The following is a 17,865-nucleotide window of genomic DNA, read 5'->3' as shown; positions in this document are numbered from 1 at the left end:
GCCCCCGGCTGCTCTCCTGTCAGACAGCAACATGCCGACCCCACGGTCGGCTGCCCGTGACATGGTACGGGCACCGTGCGGCGCTGCGCGGGCAGGACCTTTATCCCATGTCCATACCGGACAGGGGTGCGATGATCGGGGTCTGCCTCTTCCGGGAACCTGCTGCTTGTGAAAACCCGTCTTGCTGTCGCGCTGATGCTCGCGCTTGCCTCCCCCTCGCTGGCCCTCGCCGCCGCCCCCGCCACCACCGCACCTGCCAGCGTGGCCAGCGAATCGCCAGCCGATGCGGCCTTCCGTGCCATCTACGAGAAGGAATGGGCCTGGCGACAGGCCGGTGGCGGTGAAGCCAGCGAAGATGGCGATGCACCTGCCAGTGCCTCGCGTCTGCCCGATGTCAGCGCCGCGGCCCAGCAGAGCCGGCTGAAGGTCTGGGAGGACGTGCTGGCCCAGCTCGACCGGCTCGACGTCAAGGCCCTGTCCGACGCGCAGCAGATCAACTACGCCATCTACCGCGACCAGGTCTTCAACCTGGCCCAGGAAGTGCGCCTGCGCACCTACGAGATGCCGTTCAACTCCGACTCCTCGTTCTGGTCCAATCTCTCCTTCATGGCCCGGCGCGAGATGAAGACCGCGCAGGACTACCGCAACTACATCGCGCGGCTCAACGATGTACCGCGTTACTTCAGCCAGCAGACCGACAACATGCGCGCCGGTCTCGCACGCGGTTTCAGCGTGCCGCGCGCCGTGCTCGACGGCCGCGAGGTCTCCATCGCCACCGTGTCCGAGCTGCGTGACCCGACCGCCTCGCCGCTGTATGCGCCGTTCACCAGGTTGCCGGCGTCGATGCCGGCGGCCGAGAAGACCGCACTGCAGGCGGCGGCACGCAAGGCCATCAGTGAAAGCGTGGTGCCGGCCTTCCAGCAGCTGCGTACCTTCTTCGTCAACGAATACGTACCGCAGGCACGCACCACGCTGGCCGCCGAATCCCTGCCGGACGGCAAGGCCTTCTACGCCCAGCAGATCCACGAATACACCACGCTGGACCAGACCCCCGATGAGATCCATCGCATCGGCCTGGCCGAGGTAGCACGCATCCAGAAGGAAATGGACGCGATCATCAAGCAGGTGGAGTTCAAGGGCAGCTTTGCCGACTTCCTCACCTTCCTGCGCACCGACCCGCAGTTCTATGCCAGAACGCCTGACGAACTGCTGCATCGCGCTGCATGGATCTCCAAGCGGGTCGATGCGGTGATCGGCAGGTACATGACGCTGCCACGTGCGCGTTTCACCATCGTGCCGGTGCCGCCGGACATCGCCCCGTTCTGGACCGCCGGCCGTGGCGGCATGGGCACGTACTGGGTCAACACCTACAACCTGCCTGCGCGCCCGCTGTACAACCTGCCGGCACTGACCCTGCACGAGTCCGATCCCGGCCATGCACTGCAGGGTGCGCTGGCGGCCGAGCAGGGCGAGCAGCCCGATTTCCGTCGCCAGAACTACATCTCCGCCTACGGCGAAGGCTGGGGTCTGTACTGCGAGAAACTCGGCGTCGAGATGGGCATCTACGAAACCCCGTACGAGGATTTCGGGCGGCTTACCTACGAGATGTGGCGTGCCGCGCGCCTGGTCATCGACACGGGCCTGCACAGCAAGGGCTGGACGCGCGAGCAGGCCATCGCCTACCTGCGTGACCGGACTGCACTGAGCGAGCACGAAGTGACCACCGAAGTGGACCGCTACATTTCCTGGCCGGGCCAGGCGTTGAGCTACAAGCTCGGTGAGATCGCCATCGTGCGGCTGCGTGCGCAGGCCGAACGCGAGCTCGGCGATCGCTTCGACGTCAAGGCGTTCCACGACGCCGTGCTGCAGCAGGGCTCGGTGCCGTTGCCGGTGCTGGAGCAGCAGATCCAGCAGTTCATCGCCCGCAGCAAGGCCGCCTGACCCCGCGTAAAGGGGGGCTCTGCCCCGCTGCGCGTCATCACCTGCGCGGGGCTCAGCCCCGCTGCAGGTCGAACATCGGCCGGGCGCTGTCCGGCACCTGTCGCCGCCTGCGATTGTGTAACCCCGCAACGCGCCGCTACGCTGCGCAGCATGAACCGCCTCGTGCGCCACCGTCCCGCACTCCTGCTCCGCCTGCTGATGCTGGCGGTGATCGCGCTGGGCACGGCGGGCGGTACGCTGGCCTCGGCACTGGGTGACCTGCATGCGATGAGCCATGCCGATCATCCTGCAGTGCCGCACGACGGCATCGAGGACAACGCCGGGCATGACGATGACGATACCGGTGTGCGCCTGTTGCATGCGCTGGTGCATTGCGGCCATTGCCACGGCCACGGTGGGGTGCTGCCGTTTGCTGCGGCAGCCTGGGAGCTGGACCCGCCGCAGCTGATGCAGGTGTCCGCGATCCGGCTTGATGCCTTGCGCCCAGCGCCACTGGAATCGCTGCTGCGGCCTCCGATCCAGGGCTGATCCCCGCACGCGTGGCGTGCGTTGCGACCGTTCCCTGAGTTCTCTGGAGAATCCCCATGTGGATCCGCTTTGCCGCGCTCGCGGCGATGGCGATCGCACCGTGCGTGTCCGCGCAGGTGCCGTCGCCGCAACCCCCGTTGTCCTTCGATGCCGCCGTCGACCGCGTCGCCCGGACGCACCCTGATCTGCGCCTGCCGGTTCTGCAACGGCAGGCTGCGCGGGCCCGGGTCGACGCAGCTGGGCTCACGCCAGCGCTGGTGCTGGGTGTGGAGGTCGAAAATGTACTGGGCAGTGGCGCCAGCCGCGGCATTGCCGGCGCTGAAACCACCGTATCGCTGGCCGGCGTGCTGGAGCGCGGCGGCAAACTCGATGCACGTCGAGTCCTGGCGCAGAGCCGGCTCGACGCGCTGGCGCCGCAACGTGAGATCACCCGGCTGGATCTGCTTGCCGAGACGGCGCGGCGTTACCTGGCCATCACCGAGGCCAGCGCACAACTGCGTATCGCACAGAAGGACATCGAGCAACGTCGCCGCGCCGTGCAGGCGGCCCGCCAGCGTCTGCAGGCCGGGGCATCGCCCGCATCGACGCTGATGACCGCGCAGGCCGCCCTTGCCCAGGCCGAGCTGGACCGCGACCGCGCTGTGCAGGCAGGCCAGAGCGCGCGGCTGTCGTTGGCAGTGCTGTGGAACGCGCAGGATGTGGATTTTGAAGCGGTCGCGGGCGACCCATTGCAGCTGCCGCCGCTGCAGCCGTTCAGTGACCTGGCGGCGCTGCTGCAGCAGACACCGGAGCTGGCCGTGTTCGCCAACGAGGCGCGTGTGCGCCAGGCCCAGCTCACCCTCGCGCAGACCGCGCAGCGCAGCGATGTGTCGTGGCAGCTGGGCCTGCGGCACGGCCGGGACACCGGCGATGTCGGACTGGTAGGCGCTGTCAGTGTGGCGCTGGGCAGTGCCCGGATCGCCGGACCGGAGATCCGCGCCGCGCAGGCCGAGCTGGCGATGACGGCGCTGGAGCGTCAATCGCGCGCGCTGCAGCTGCAGGCCGTGCTGGCCCAGGCACACGGCAGTTACATGACCGCACGGTTGGAAGTACAGCGTCTGGGTACCGACGTGCTGCCGCAGCTGACCCGCGCTGAAAAAGCCGCAGAAACCGCATGGCGCGCCGGCGCCATCAGCTACCTGGAATGGGCGCAGTTGCAGGCCATGCGTATCGAAGCGGAGCAGCGGCAGCTGCAGGCGGCGGTGTCGGCCCAGACCGCCCTTGTGGAAATCCAACGCCTGAGCGGTCAACCGCTGCTCGTCCTCGATCGTGCTGGAGCCCAGCCATGACTGCCGTTGCGCCGCTTCTCCGTTCTGCCTCGCTGGTGCTGCTGGCAGCACTTCTTGCTGCCTGCGGTGGAGGCCAGACGCCCCCCGTGGCGCCGCCTTCTGCCGGAACCGCGGCGGACCAGAGTGGTGGTCATGACGACCACGACGACCACAACACGTCGCCGTCGAGCACCACCATCGCCGATGCGCAGGCCGAGGCGGCCGGCATTGTCGTGGCGGCGGTGGGGCCGGGCACCATTGCCGACGAGCATGACGTGCAGGGGCTGCTGGCGCCGGTGGACGGCCGTACCGCGCAGGTCACGGCACGTTTCCCCGGCCCGGTACGCGCCCTGCGCGCCAACGTCGGCGACCGCGTACGAGCCGGCCAGGCGCTGGCCAGCATCGAAAGCAACCTCAGCCTGACTACCTACAGCGTGGCCGCCCCGATCTCCGGTGTGGTGCTGTCGCGGCAGGTGCAGGTGGGCGCCGTGGCGGGCGAGGGCCAGGTGCTGTTCGACATCGGCGATCTCTCGCAGCTGTGGGTGGACCTGCACATCTTCGGTGCCGACACCCAGCACATCATGGCAGGCGTGCCGGTCACCGTGACCCGGATGACCGACGGCGTGAGCCAGAGCACCATGCTGGAGCGTGTCCTGCCAGGTACTGCGACTGCCAGCCAGAGCACGGTTGCACGCGCCATCGTGCTCAACAGCGACGGCCTCTGGCGTCCCGGAGCTGCGGTGCGTGCGCGCATCGTGGTGGCCAGCACACCTGCCGCGCTGGTGGTCCCGCTGAGCGCCCTGCAGACCCTGGACGGTCAGGAGGTGGTGTTCGTGCGTGAAGCGCAGACCTATACGGCGCGGACCGTGCAGCTGGGAGCCCGCGATGCACAGCAGGTGGAGGTGATCTCGGGGCTGACCGCAGGCGAGCAGGTCGTGGTGCAGCAGAGCTACGTGATCAAGGCCGATATCGGCAAGGCGGGGGCCGCCCATGAACATTGAGCATGCCGTGAGTGCCGCAGCGCGTGGCGCCCTGCTGGAGCGCATCGTCAGTGCCGCCATCAGCCATCGCTGGCTGATGCTGGGTCTGACCGTGGTGCTGGCGCTGGTGGGCGCCTGGAGTTACCGCACCTTGCCAATCGACGCGACGCCCGACATCACCAACGTGCAGGTGCAGATCAACACCGCCGCACCCGGTTACTCACCGCTGGAGGCCGAGCAGCGCATCACCTATGCGGTGGAGACCGCGATGGCGGGGCTGCCGAAGCTGGACAACGTGCGCTCGCTCTCACGCTACGGTCTTTCGCAGGTGACGGTGGTGTTCAAGGACGGCACCGACCTGTACTTCGCCCGCCAGCAGGTTGCCGAACGGCTGCAGCAGCTGCGCTCACAGATTCCTGACGGGCTGGATCCGCAGCTGGGACCGGTCGCCACCGGGCTGGGCGAAATCTTCATGTACACCATTGATGCCGATCCGAAGGCACGCAAGCCGGACGGCACGGCGTACACCGCCACCGACCTGCGCACGCTGCAGGACTGGGTGATCCGGCCACAGCTGCGCAATGTTCCGGGGGTTACCGAGGTCAATACGATCGGCGGCTATCCGCGCCAGATACACATCACCCCGGACCCGGTGCGGCTGCGCGCGCTGGGCTTCACTCTGCAGGATGTCGTTGATGCGGTGCAGGCCAACAACCAGAACGTCGGTGCGGGCTACATGGAGCGCAACGGCCAGCAGTTTCTGGTCCGCATTCCAGGCCAGGTGGCCGACCTGGAGCAGATCGGCAGCATCGTGCTTGATCGTCGCCAGGGCGTGCCGATCCACGTGCACGACGTGGCTGCGGTGGGTGAAGGCGCTGAGCTGCGCAGCGGCGCGGCCACGCAGGACGGGCACGAAGTCGTGATGGGTACCGTGGTGATGCTGGTCGGTGCCAACAGCCGGGAGGTCGCCCAGGCTGCTGCCGCGCGTCTGCAGCAGGCCCAGCGCAGCCTGCCGCCCGGCGTGACCGTCACCGCCAGCTATGACCGCACCGCGCTGGTCGATCGCACCATCGAGACTGTAGCGAAGAATCTGCTGGAGGGAGCGCTGCTGGTCATCGTGGTGCTGTTCCTGCTGCTGGGCAACGTCCGCGCCGCGTTGATCACCGCCGCGGTGATTCCGCTGGCGATGCTGTTCACGCTCACCGGCATGGCACGGGGCGGGGTGTCGGCCAACCTGATGAGCCTGGGCGCGCTCGACTTCGGCCTGATCGTCGACGGGGCGGTGATCATCATCGAGAACTGCCTGCGCCGCTTCGGTGAGCGGCAGCACATGCTGGGCCGTGACATGACGCGGACCGAGCGCTTTGCCGAAACCGCCAGCGCAACGGCCGAGGTGATACGGCCCAGCCTGTTCGGGCTGTGCATCATCACTGCTGTGTACCTGCCGATCTTCGCGCTGACCGGCGTGGAAGGGAAGATGTTCCACCCGATGGCGATCACGGTGGTGCTGGCGCTGAGCGGTGCGATGCTGCTGTGCCTGACCTTCGTGCCGGCGGCGATCGCGCTGTTCCTTGGCGGGCGTGTGCAGGAAAAAGAGAATCGCCTGATGGCGTGGCTGCGTCGCGGTTACCAGCCGCTGCTGTACCGCGCGCTGGCATCCCCCCGCTGGGTGGGTGGCGCGGCAGCAATACTCGTGCTCGGCACTGCGCTGCTGGCCACGCGGCTGGGCAGCGAATTCGTTCCCAGCCTGGATGAGGGCGACGTGGCGATGCATGCCATGCGCATTCCCGGCACGAGCCTGGGACAGTCGGTGCAGATGCAGATGCAGATCGAACGACGCCTGCTGCAGGTGCCGGAGGTGGCCAAGGTGTTTTCCAAGATCGGTACGCCCGAAGTGGCGTCCGACCCGATGCCGCCCTCGGTCGCCGACACCTTCGTGATGATGAAGCCGCGCAGCCAGTGGCCCGCGCCCCGCAAGCCGCGCGCGCAGCTGCTGGCCGAGCTGGAGGAAGTGGTCGAGCAGTTGCCGGGCAACAACTACGAGTTCACCCAGCCGATCCAGATGCGCATGAACGAGCTGATATCCGGCGTGCGGGCCGATGTGGCGGTGATGCTGTACGGCGATGACCTCGATACCCTGCAGCAGGTCGGCAAGCGCCTGCAGAAGGTGGTGGCCGCCGTGCCGGGTGCTGCGGACGTGCGCCTGGAAGAAACCAGCGGCCTGCCGTTGTTGACCGTGCTGCCGGACCGACGGAAGCTTGCTGGCTACGGGCTCAATCCTGGCCAGGTGCAGTCCACGGTAGCCACCGCGGTGGGCGGCCAGGTTGCCGGCCAGTTGTTCGAGGGTGACCGCCGGTTCGATATCGTGGTGCGCCTGCCCGAGGCACTGCGCCAGGATCCGGCCGCACTGGCGGACCTGCCGATCTCGCTGGCACCGGCACTGGCCGGCGGCAACGGTGATGAGCTCAGCCGCGGGCTGGCGGCAGCGGGTGGTGACCCGGCGACCGTGCCGCTGCGCGAACTGGCTCGGATCGAATCCAGTGAAGGACCGAACCAGATCAACCGGGAAAACGGCAAGCGGCGCATCGTGGTGACCGCCAACGTGCGCGACCGGGATCTCGGCAGCTTCGTTGCAGAACTCCAGCGCGCCGTGGACAGCAACCTGCAGGTGCCGGCGGGCTACTGGGTGGACTACGGCGGCAGCTTCGAGCAGCTGATCTCGGCAGGCCAGCGGCTGGCCGTGGTGGTGCCGGTGACCCTGCTGCTGATCTTCGCCATGCTGTTCTGGGCGTTCGGCTCGCTGCGCGACGCCGCCATCGTCTTCACCGGCGTGCCGCTGGCGCTGACCGGTGGGGTGCTGGCGCTGGCACTGCGCGGGCTGCCGTTGTCGATCTCGGCGGGAGTGGGTTTCATCGCGCTGTCAGGCGTGGCCGTGCTCAATGGGCTGGTGATGATCAGCTTTGTGCGGCAGCTGCGCGAACAGGGGCTGCCATTGATGCATGCGGTCACCGACGGTGCACTTGGCCGGCTGCGACCGGTGCTGATGACCGCGCTGGTGGCATCGCTGGGCTTTGTACCGATGGCCTTCAATGTCGGCGCCGGCTCGGAGGTGCAGCGGCCGCTGGCCACCGTGGTGATCGGTGGCATCGTCTCGTCCACGCTGCTGACCCTGCTGGTGCTGCCGGTGCTGTACCGCTGGCTGCATCACCCGTCGCAGGGCGCACATGCGCCGAAGCCTTGACGCGCCGGACAGGCGACGACCGTTGGTCGTCACGCTTTTCTGCCCGGCGTCGCGAACCTCAACCCGCGGTCACCCGGAGTCCTGCCAGACTCTCTGCGTGCAGCTGCGCGAGCACCTGCACCAGTGCATGCAGGTGCTCGCGGGTCAGGCAATCCAGACCGTGCCCGCTGCCGATCAGGTCCACGGCCGCAATGAGCGCGGCTCCCCCTCGCGGGTCCGGCGCCGACGCTCGTTCTGCCAGCATCGCGAGGAGCATGGCCAGCTCTGCACGCTCGACGTGGGCCAGACCATCATCGGGCTGCAACAGATCGGCCAAGGCATGCAAGGCAATGCGAAGACGGTCGAGCTGATCGAGATAATGGCGGAAGGTGTGGAGTGAGCAGCGTTCGCTCACAGGGACATCAACGGTCTTGAGAGATTTGTCCATGGTGCAGGCCCTAAGAGAAGATAGACCGCCCACGCCGTCAACGGCATGGGAGCTGGTGTGCTTAGGGGATTCGGGCTGTCAAACCCGGTCACCGACGTGCGGTGACGTTGATTACGCTACCGAAGCCGCGCAGGTCGGGCAAGCGGAGCGCTTCGGGTGGATGCGCAGGCGCTCCGGTGCGGAGGGAGCATGCTGTGGCAAAGCGTGACGACCAACGGTCGTCACCTACCAGGAACCGGGCAGGTGACAACCAACGATCGTTCACCCACGAAGCGTCGGGCAGGTGCGGGACAGTGGCCGGCATGACCGTGCGAGACTTATGCGTTCTGTTCCGCAACTGAAGGCTGTCCGACCATGCGCATGATCACCCTCGATACGGAAACCACCGGTATTTCGCACCGGATGGGCCATCGTGTGATCGAGATCGGCGCGGTGGAGATCATCGACGGCCAGGTTACCGGCCGCCAGTTCCACACCTATCTGCAACCGCAACGGGCCGTCGATCCGGGAGCGCGACGCGTGCACGGCATCAGTGACGCGATGCTGGCGGGTAAGCCGCTGTTTGCCAGCAAGGCCGACGAGCTGCTGGACTTTCTGGCCGGCAGCGAAATGGTCGCGCACAATGCCAGTTTCGACGTCGGCTTTCTCGACAACGAGCTGCGCCTGGCCGGCATGCCCGGTGGGCTGGCGCGCCACTGCCGCGTGACCTGCAGCCTGCGCCTGGCGCGGGGCCGCTGGCCAGGGCAGTCCAACACGCTCGACGCGGTGCTGGCGCGGCTGCAGATCCGGCATCAGCGTGGTCTGCATGGCGCATTGAAGGATGCGCATCTGCTGGCGCAGGTGATGCCGCATCTGCGTTGAGCGTTCCCTGGCGTAGGGGCCGGGGCGCTGCGCTGCGCCGATCACATCGCTTCGATGGCCGCCACCGCATCGGCTACCCCGTCTTCGCCCGCCATCGCTGCGCCCAGTGCGGCGGCACGCGCCTGCGTCCGCGGGTCCTCGGCGAACGCCACTGCGGCCGCCAGCGTCGGAGCATCCAGCCGCCGCGCCCGCAACGGCGCCGGCGCCACGCCGAGCCGCTGCAGCCGCCGTGCCCAGAAGAACTGGTCGGCCGCCAGCGGCATCACCAGCGAGGGCACGCCCGCATGGCAGGCCGAGTGGGTGGTGCCACTGCCGCCATGGTGGATGACCAGCGCGCAGCGCGGGAAGAGCCACTCGTGCGGGGTGGGGTCGAGGACGAACACGTTGTCGGCCAGCGCTGCCTGCGGCAGCCCGGCCCAACCGGCAAACAGCAGCACGCGGCGCGGCGCCAGCGCCTGCAGCAGCGTCGGCAGCACCGAGGCATCGAAGCCGGTCATGCTGCCGAAGCCGAGGTAGACCGGCGGCGGGCCTGCGTCGAGGAACGCCTGCAGGGCAGGCGGTGGTGTCCAGGGCAGCGGTGGCCGCCGCCACTGGCCGCAGAGGCGATGATCAGCCGGCCAGTCCGGTGGTGTGGGCAGCAGCTGCGGTGAAATGCCGTACAGCATCGGCAGGTCCTGCCAGAGGTGACGTCGCGGTGGTTGGCCGCGACGTGCGCGGGCGGCATTGAGCGGGCCGCGGAAGCTGCGCCACACCGCGTGGTTGACCAGCCGGTAGCCCAGCGGCCGCACGACCGCGGGCATCGGCACCGGCGGCAGGAACGGCGAAGCAAACGCGCGGGTGGGGGTCAGTGGGATCATGCCGGTGCCGATCGCGCCGATGCCATGCCGCTCGGCCACGCTGAGTCCGACCAGCGCGGCCAGACCGCCGGTAAGCACGGCGTCGCAGCCAGCGGCGGCGGCATCGGCCTGGTCCATCCACGCCCCAGTATGGTGGCGGGCCATCCGGGCCAGCCCGCGCGAGGCGGCAGCGATGCTGTTGCCGCGTCCGACCAGAGCAACCACCTCGTCGTGGATGTCACCTGCCAGCGCCGCATGTGGCACGCCCAGCGCCGCCGCGCTGGACAGGGTGGCGGCCTCGGCCAGCAGCTGCACCTGGTGGCCGGCATCGAGCAGACCCCGGCACAGCATCACCAGCGGGCGCGTATCGCCCTCGGTGCCATAGGTCACGGCCAGCAGGCGCATGGGCGATCCAGCAGGGAAGGGCCCCCATGGTGGCGCGCACGCCGTGAACGGACCGCGCCCGTGTTCAGGCAACGGCCTGTGGACAACTTGCGCGTTGCCTTGAACCCCTGCATAATGCGCGGCTCGCTGTGTCCGGTTTCGTGCCGGGCGGCGTTACCGGGAGCACGTCCCCGGCCGCCCAACGCCAGCGTAACCTTTTGATTCTTTTGACGTGTGGTGGGCAACCATCGAGGCCGCCGTCTCCCGGGCTACGGGCTGACACAATCTATTATCGAGGTGCGCAATGTCCCGCGTATGCCAGGTTTCCGGCAAGCGAGTGCAGACGGGTAACAACGTCTCGCACGCCAACAACAAGACCCGTCGTCGTTTCCTGCCGAATCTGCACGAGCGCCGTTTCTGGGTGGCCAGCGAGAACCGCTGGGTCAAGCTTCGTGTTTCCGCGCATGCACTGCGCACCATCGACAAGAACGGCATTGATTCCGTTCTGGCTGAGCTGCGTGCGCGCGGCGAAAAGGTCTGAGGAGTAAAGCATCATGGCAGGCAAGCGCGATAAGGTCCGTATGATTTCCTCGGCCGGTACCGGCCACTTCTACACCACGGACAAGAACAAGAAGAACACCCCGGGGAAGATGGAATTCCTGAAGTACGATCCGGTCGTGCGCAAGCACGTCCTGTACAAGGAAGGCAAGATCAAGTAATCCGCAAGGATTGCTGGTCCCCGGAAAGAACCCGCCGCAAGGCGGGTTTTTTCTTTGCAGCGATCAGAAATGCCGGCAGCGGCCGATTGGCTGCCCGCGCAGTTGCCTTCCCCGCCCGGCCGGTCAGAATGGGGTTCCTTCCCGTTGGATGACGCGATGGTCGTCGAGTGGATGCTGGGCTCGTGGTTGCTGCTGCTGGACTGGCTCATCCGCCTGGTGGCGCTGTTCTGGATTCCCGCCCGCACCACCCCGGGTGCCGCGCGCAGCTGGCTGTTGCTGGTCGGCTTCGTGCCCCTGCTGGGCCTGCCGCTGTACCTGGCGTTCGGCCATCCGTGGTTGTCACGTCAGCGCCTGCAGCGCCAGGCCGAAGCCTCCCAGGTCATCCGTGAAGAACAGGCCCTGCAGGACGCGCTGCGCTGGCAGCCGCGCGCCGACACCGCCACCGCCGAGATCGTGCCGCTGGTCGAGTGCCAGGGCGACTTCATGCCGGTGCACGGCAATGCGGTGGACCTGCTCACCGGCTACGACGATGCGCTGGCCACCCTGATCGCTGATATCGACCAGGCCGAAGAACGGGTGCACCTGCTGTATTACCTGATGTTCGATGACGCGGTCGGCGAGGCCATCGTGGAGGCGCTGCAGCGCGCGGCGGCGCGTGGTGTGCATTGCCGGGTGCTGCTCGATGCGGTGGGCGCCAAGCGCGGCCTGCGCGCTTACCGCAAGCGTCTGCTGGCCCGGCAGATCGACGTGCGCGCGATGCTGCCCGGCGGTCTGCGCTGGCGGCGCAGTGGGCGCATGGATCTGCGCAACCACCGCAAGATCGCGGTCATCGACAACCGGGTGGGGTATGTCGGTTCGCAGAACCTGGCCGCGGCCGGGTTCGTGCCCGGCCATCCCAACCGTGAGCTGGTCGCGCGCGTGCGCGGCCCGGCCGTGGCCCACCTGGAAGCCGTGTTTGCCAGCGACTGGTACATCGAAACCGGGCAGCGGCTGGATGTGCTGGTGGATGTGCCGGTCAGCGTGGACGATGTGCCCACCCAGCTGCTGCCCAGCGGCCCGGCCTATCCGTTCAGCAACGCGCGCGATGCGGTGAACGCGCTGGTGCACCTGGCGCGGCGTCGGCTGGTGCTGGTCACGCCGTATTTCGTTCCCGACGAAGCCACACTGAGTGCGCTGCGCATCGCAGCGCTTTCCGGCGTGGAGGTGCAGCTGATTCTGTCGGCCAGCAACAACCAGCGGCTGACAGCATGGGCGCAGGAGGCGTATTACGACGAGCTCCTGCGCTGCGGCGTGCGCATCGCACTGTATGAGCCGCACTTCCTGCACGCCAAACATCTCAGCGTGGATGACGACATCGCCCTGCTGGGGTCGATCAACCTGGACATCCGCTCCTTCGCGCTCAATGCCGAGATTGGCCTGCTCTGCTATGACAGTGCACTGGTGCAGCGGCTGCGGACCATCGAGGCCGACTATCTGGCTCAGGCGCGCCCGGTACAGCTGGAGGACTGGCGCCGTCGGCCTGCGTGGCGGCGCAGCCGCGAGGGCATTGCGCGGCTGGCAGATGCCTTGATGTGAGCAGGCCGGGGCCGGCCATCGCCTACAATCCCCCCATGACCGACACTGCAACCCACGACTACGCCGACCTGGCGATCATTGGCGGCGGTGCCGCCGGCATCCTGGTGGCCCTGCAGGCGCTGCGCCGCGCGCGGCAGGCGTTGCATGTGATGGTGTTCGAGCCGGCCTCCGTGCTCGGCCAGGGCATCGCCTACGCCACGCCGTGGCCCGAGCACTTGCTCAACGTGCCGGCCGGGCGCATGAGTGCCTTCCCGGATCAGCCCGGCGATTTCGTCGACTATCTGGAGCAGGCCGCTGCCTATCCCGACGACGAGCGCTTGTCACTGGAAGCACGGTTCGTCTCGCGCCACCACTACGCACGGTATCTGCAGCAGCGTCTGACCGAGCTCGGCGCAGTGAGCATGGCCACGCTGCAGGTGCGGCAGCACGCGGTGCTGGCCGTGCGTCGCGAGGGCGGCGCATTGCAGCTGGAGCTGGACGACGGCCAGCGCGTGCCGGCCCAGCAGGTGGTGCTGGCCTGCGGCAACAGCGTGCGACCAATGCCGCTGGCCGGGGCCGAAGCGCTCGCCCACACCCGGACGGCCGAAGCCTGGGACTACGACGGCGTACGGTTGCTGGCCCAGCACCCGCGCATCGGCATCATCGGCTCAGGGTTGAGCATGGTGGACAGCGTGCTGGGCCTGAACGCGGCCGGCCACACCGGCCAGATCCACGTGTTCTCGCGGCACGCGCTGCTGCCGCTGCCGCATGCCCACGGTGCACCGGCCGATTTCGACCCGCAGCCGCTGCTGGCGATGACCCTGCGCCAGCGCGTGCGCGCGCTGCGGGGCCACGTGCGTGACGCGGCCCAGGCTGGCATTCCCTGGCAGAGCGTGATGGAGCGCATCCGGCCGCACGGGCAGGCGCTGTGGTGCAGCCTGGACGAGGCCGACCAGCGACGTTTCCTGCGTCATGTGGTGCGGTATTGGGATGTGCACCGTCACCGCATTGCCGAGAGCGTGCATGCCCAGCTGCAGCACGCGCGGGCCGAGGGGCGCCTGCACCTGCATCGCGCGCGCCTGCAGGGCGTGCGCGAAGAGGGCGCCGCGCTGCAGTTGTCCGCACGTATCGACGCGCAGGTCCAGGTCTTCACACTGGATGCGCTGGTCAACGCCACCGGAGTGGAAACCCGTGCCGACGGCCTGCGCAACCCGCTGCTGCGCCAGCTGCTGGCCGAGGGCATCGCGCGTCCGGGGCCGCATGGCCTTGGGCTGGGCAGTGACGTTGAACAGGGCCTGCTGCAGGACGCCGATGGCGGCGTGCATGCCGATATCGCGGTGCTTGGCAGCCTGCGCATCGGAACCCTGTGGGAGAGCCTGGCCGTGCCTGAACTGCGTCAGCAGGCCGAGCAGGTGGCACGCTACGCTCTGCAGGAGCTCAAAGCCGCCATGCCGTAAAATAACGGCATGGATGTCTCTCACCTGCTCGATGGCCTGAACCCGGCCCAGCGCGAAGCCGTGTCCGCCGCCCCTGGTCACCATCTGGTGCTGGCCGGCGCCGGCTCCGGCAAGACCCGCGTACTCACCCACCGCATCGCCTGGCTGCACGAAGTGTTCGGTGTGCCCACCCATGGCATCTTCGCGGTGACCTTCACCAACAAGGCGGCTGGCGAAATGCGCCACCGCATCGACGCACAGCTGCCCAATGGCAGCCGCGGCGCCTGGATCGGCACCTTCCACGGCCTGGCCAATCGTCTGCTGCGTCTGCACTGGCAGGACGCCCGGCTGCCCGAAGGTTTCCAGGTGATGGACTCCGATGACCAGCTGCGGCTGGTCAAGCGCGTGGTGCAGGCGCTGGAACTGGACGACGGCAAGTACCCGCCCAAGCAGATCGCCTGGTGGATCAACGCGCAGAAGGACGAAGGCCGCCGCCCCGCGCACATCCAGCCGGAGCCGGATGACGCTTGGCTGGAAACCATGCGCCAGGCCTACATCGAGTACCAGGCGCGCTGTGACCGGGCCGGGCTGGTGGACTTTGCCGAGCTGCTGCTGCGCGCCCATGAGCTGCTGCGTGACAACCCGGGCCTGCTGGCGCACTACCGTGCGCGTTTCCGCGAGATCCTGGTGGACGAGTTCCAGGATACCAACGCCATCCAGTACGCCTTCGTGCGCGTGCTGGCCGGTGACAGTGGCCACGTGTTCGTGGTCGGCGACGATGACCAGGCCATCTACGGCTGGCGCGGTGCCAAGGTGGAGAACGTGCAGGGCTTCCTGCGCGACTTCCCTGGCTCGCAGACCATCCGTCTGGAGCAGAACTACCGCTCCACCGCCAACATTCTCGGCGCGGCCAACGCGGTCATCTCGCACAACCCTGATCGCATCGGCAAGGAGCTGTGGACCGACAGCGGTGACGGCGAGCCGATCGATCTGTACGCGGCCTACAACGAAATGGACGAGGCGCGTTACATCGTCGAACGCGCGCGCCAGTGGGTGCGTGATGGTGGCAGCTACAACGAAGTGGCCGTGCTCTACCGCAGCAATGCGCAGTCGCGCGCGCTGGAAGAAGTGCTGCTGAGCGAGCAGGTGCCGTACCGCGTATACGGCGGCATGCGCTTCTTCGAACGCGCCGAGATCAAGGACGCCCTGGCGTATCTGCGCCTGCTCTCCAACCGCAATGACGATGCAGCGTTCGAGCGCGCGGTGAACACACCGACCCGTGGCATCGGCGACCGCACCCTTGACGAGGTCCGGCGCGAGGCACGGGCGCAGGGCATCTCGCTGTGGGAAGCGACCATGCTGGTCACCCAGGGCACGGCGCTGGCAGCCCGCGCCCGCAATGCGCTTGCCGGTTTCCTGGTCCTCATCAACGAGCTGCAGGCGCAGACCGAGCACCTCACTCTGGCCGAGCGCATCGACCATGTGCTGGCGCGCTCGCTGCTGCGCGAGCACTGGAGCAAGGAGAGCCGCAACGCGCTGGATTCGGAATCGCGTACCGACAACCTCGACGAACTGGTCTCGGTGGCCTCGCGGTTTGTGCGACGTCCCGACGACGTGGAGGAAGTGGAGGAGATGGACGAACTGGTCGCCTTCCTGGCGTACGCGGCGCTGGAAGCCGGCGAAGGCCAGGCCCAGGCCGACGAGGAAGGCGTGCAGCTGATGACGCTGCATTCGGCCAAGGGGCTGGAGTTCCCGATGGTGTTCCTGGCGGGCATGGAGGACGGCCTGTTCCCGAGCAGCCGCTCGCTGGAGGAGAGCGGGCGGCTGGAGGAAGAGCGCCGCCTGGCCTATGTGGGCATCACCCGTGCGCGGCAGAAGCTGGTGCTGTGCTACGCCGAGTCGCGGCGCATCCACGGGCAGGACAACTATGGTGTGCCGTCGCGGTTCCTGCGCGAGATTCCGCGTGAGCTGCTCAACGAGGTGCGGCCCAAGGTGCAGGTCTCGCGCCCGGCGTCGCTGGGCAGCAGCCGCAGTGGCGGCCATGCTGCCTTGGAGGCACCGCCGCTGAAGCTGGGTGCGCTGGTGTCGCACCCCAAATTCGGCGAAGGCATGGTGACCGACTACGAAGGCAGCGGCGCACATGCCCGCGTGCAGATCGAGTTCGCCGAGGCTGGCAGCAAATGGCTGGTGATGGCCTACGCCAACCTCACCCCGGTCTGAGCGTAGAGCGGGGCTCTGCCCCGCTGTGACGACCAACGGTCGTCACCTACCGGAACGGCCGGGCTGCTGTGCTGTGACGACCAACGGTCGTCACCTACCGTAGAGCGGGGCTCTGCCCCGCTGCGATGACTCAGCAGTCCGGCGACGCGCCGCTGGCATAGGCCAGCCCACGGCGCAGCAGGGCACGCACATTGGCATCGGCGAACACCGCCTCATCATGGCCGAAGCCGGTGTACCAGCTGCGGCCCTGCTGCATCGGCCGGCACCAGGTGATGGGATGGTCGGCCCCCATCGTGCCGCCCTCGTAGCTGGCCTCGTCCACTGTCGCCAGCACCTGCACCCACGGGCGCGGATTGCGCCGGTAGTTGTAGATCTCATCGGTCAGCGTCCATTGCCGCGATGCGCCGTGCTGCCCCTTCTCGCTGACCTGCGCGGTCTGCAGTCCGGGCGGATGCTTATGGAACCAGGCACCGATCAGTTCGCCGTACCACGGCCAGTCGTACTCGGTGTCGGCTGCCGCGTGCAGGCCCATGAACCCGCCGCCCTGCTCCACGAAGGCCTGCAGCGCGTCCTGCTGCGGCGTATCGAGGACATCGCCGGTGGTGTTGGCAAAGACCACGGCGCGGTAGCGGCCGAGGTTGGCGGGGGTGAACGCGGCCGGGTCTTCGCCGTGGTCGACGCGCAGGCCCTGCTCACCTGCCAGCTGGCGCAGGGTCTGCACCGCCACGGGAATCGACTCGTGGCGGAACTTGGCGGTGCGGGTGAAGACCAGGATGGCATCGCTGGCCACGGCGGGCAGGGGCAGCAGGCTCAAGGCCAGACAGAGCAGAAGAGGGCGCATGGCCCGATGATGGCATGGGCTGTCCGTTCCGCCTTGCTGCACTGCGATTGATCACGCTCAAGGCGGCGTCTGCACGCCGGGTGTGCAATGGTGTCCTACCCGACGGCCCTGCAGAGGAGTTCCCATGTATACCCGCATCCTGATTGCCACCGATGGTTCCGAGCTGGCCGAGAAGGGGCTGGCCAAGGGCCTGGAGCTGGCCAAGGACCTCGACGCCGAAGTCACCATCGTCACTGTGTCCGAGCCGTGGGCGGTCGGCATGTACGATGCGATGGGCTGGAGCGTGGGCTACATGAACAGCCCGGAATACAAGGCTGACCGCGATGAGGCCGCGCGGAAGATCCTGGAGCCGGCACTGGCCCAGGCCCAGGCGCAGGGCCTGCGCGCGCAGAGCGTGCATGTGCTGGACCGCTATGCGGCTGACGGCATCATCGATACCGCCGGCGAGCAGAGCAGCGATCTCATCGTGATGACCTCGCATGGCCGCCGAGGTGTGACCCGTGTACTGCTGGGCAGCCAGACCGCCGAAGTGCTGGCGCGCAGCACCGTGCCGGTGCTGGTGATCCGCTGACGCACGCCGAGGGTGACGG

General features: G+C 67.9%; 15 protein-coding genes. 13 read left to right on the top strand and 2 right to left on the bottom strand.

The window, feature by feature from the left end; genetic code table 11:
• The first annotated feature begins 195 nt into the window (after positions 1-195).
• The 7 genes from RZA67_RS15550 (at position 196) to dnaQ (ending at position 9,285) form a co-directional block, all read left to right on the top strand.
• Positions 196-1,941: a DUF885 family protein gene (locus tag RZA67_RS15550; protein WP_317214046.1), complete on the top strand. Its 1,746-nt coding sequence runs from the start codon at positions 196-198 to the stop codon at positions 1,939-1,941.
• A 150-nt stretch (positions 1,942-2,091) separates the two neighbouring features.
• Positions 2,092-2,469 carry a hypothetical protein gene (locus RZA67_RS15545; protein ID WP_317213627.1) on the top strand — a complete coding sequence of 126 codons (378 nt, stop codon included), beginning with the start codon at positions 2,092-2,094 and terminating at the stop codon, positions 2,467-2,469.
• Between the two features lie 56 nt (positions 2,470-2,525).
• Positions 2,526-3,797, top strand: a complete 1,272-nt coding sequence (locus RZA67_RS15540) for a TolC family protein (RefSeq protein WP_317213626.1) — start codon at positions 2,526-2,528, stop codon at positions 3,795-3,797.
• Complete coding sequence (locus tag RZA67_RS15535) at positions 3,794-4,777, top strand: efflux RND transporter periplasmic adaptor subunit (protein WP_317213625.1); 984 nt, start codon at positions 3,794-3,796, stop codon at positions 4,775-4,777. The genes RZA67_RS15540 and RZA67_RS15535 overlap by 4 nt, the downstream gene beginning before the upstream one ends.
• A gap of 31 nt (positions 4,778-4,808) precedes the next feature.
• A complete protein-coding gene (locus RZA67_RS15530) occupies positions 4,809-7,997 on the top strand; it encodes a CusA/CzcA family heavy metal efflux RND transporter (RefSeq protein WP_317214044.1) in 3,189 nt (1,062 codons plus the stop codon).
• Between the two features lie 97 nt (positions 7,998-8,094).
• A complete protein-coding gene (locus tag RZA67_RS15525; RefSeq protein WP_317213624.1) occupies positions 8,095-8,376 on the top strand; it encodes a hypothetical protein in 282 nt (93 codons plus the stop codon).
• Between the two features lie 402 nt (positions 8,377-8,778).
• Positions 8,779-9,285 (top strand): DNA polymerase III subunit epsilon, encoded by a 507-nt coding sequence (gene dnaQ / locus RZA67_RS15520; protein ID WP_317213623.1) that lies wholly within the window; start codon positions 8,779-8,781, stop codon positions 9,283-9,285.
• A gap of 41 nt (positions 9,286-9,326) precedes the next feature.
• Here dnaQ and RZA67_RS15515 read toward each other — a convergent pair whose 3' ends face one another.
• On the bottom strand, positions 9,327-10,526 hold the full coding sequence (locus RZA67_RS15515) for a glycosyltransferase (RefSeq protein ID WP_317213622.1): 1,200 nt from the start codon (positions 10,524-10,526) through the stop codon (positions 9,327-9,329).
• Positions 10,527-10,809: 283 nt separating this feature from the next.
• Between RZA67_RS15515 and rpmB the strand changes: the two genes are divergently transcribed.
• The 5 genes from rpmB to uvrD all read left to right on the top strand — a co-directional run bounded on the left by rpmB (position 10,810) and on the right by uvrD (position 16,434).
• Positions 10,810-11,046: a 50S ribosomal protein L28 gene (rpmB, locus tag RZA67_RS15510; RefSeq protein ID WP_005411638.1), complete on the top strand. Its 237-nt coding sequence runs from the start codon at positions 10,810-10,812 to the stop codon at positions 11,044-11,046.
• Between the two features lie 10 nt (positions 11,047-11,056).
• On the top strand, positions 11,057-11,224 hold the full coding sequence (gene rpmG, locus RZA67_RS15505) for a 50S ribosomal protein L33 (RefSeq protein WP_169411268.1): 168 nt from the start codon (positions 11,057-11,059) through the stop codon (positions 11,222-11,224).
• Between the two features lie 156 nt (positions 11,225-11,380).
• Positions 11,381-12,799, top strand: coding sequence for a cardiolipin synthase (gene cls / locus RZA67_RS15500; protein WP_317213620.1), 1,419 nt, complete (start codon positions 11,381-11,383; stop codon positions 12,797-12,799).
• Between the two features lie 17 nt (positions 12,800-12,816).
• Complete coding sequence (locus RZA67_RS15495) at positions 12,817-14,235, top strand: FAD/NAD(P)-binding protein (RefSeq protein WP_317214036.1); 1,419 nt, start codon at positions 12,817-12,819, stop codon at positions 14,233-14,235.
• Between the two features lie 9 nt (positions 14,236-14,244).
• A complete protein-coding gene (uvrD, locus tag RZA67_RS15490; protein WP_317213619.1) occupies positions 14,245-16,434 on the top strand; it encodes a DNA helicase II in 2,190 nt (729 codons plus the stop codon).
• Between the two features lie 130 nt (positions 16,435-16,564).
• On the opposite strand, the gene RZA67_RS15485 is transcribed toward uvrD, so the two are convergent.
• Positions 16,565-17,275, bottom strand: a complete 711-nt coding sequence (locus tag RZA67_RS15485) for a ThuA domain-containing protein (protein WP_317213618.1) — start codon at positions 17,273-17,275, stop codon at positions 16,565-16,567.
• A 124-nt stretch (positions 17,276-17,399) separates the two neighbouring features.
• On the opposite strand from RZA67_RS15485, the gene RZA67_RS15480 reads away from it, so the two are divergent.
• Positions 17,400-17,846 (top strand): universal stress protein, encoded by a 447-nt coding sequence (locus RZA67_RS15480; protein ID WP_317213617.1) that lies wholly within the window; start codon positions 17,400-17,402, stop codon positions 17,844-17,846.
• The last annotated feature ends 19 nt before the right edge of the window (positions 17,847-17,865 follow it).

It is taken from the genome of Stenotrophomonas sp. C3(2023) (genome assembly GCF_032911385.1).
Classification (GTDB): Bacteria; Pseudomonadota; Gammaproteobacteria; order Xanthomonadales; family Xanthomonadaceae; genus Stenotrophomonas.
The sequence above is the reverse complement of the archived record's forward strand: the minus strand, read 5'-3'. Positions and strand labels throughout refer to the sequence as shown.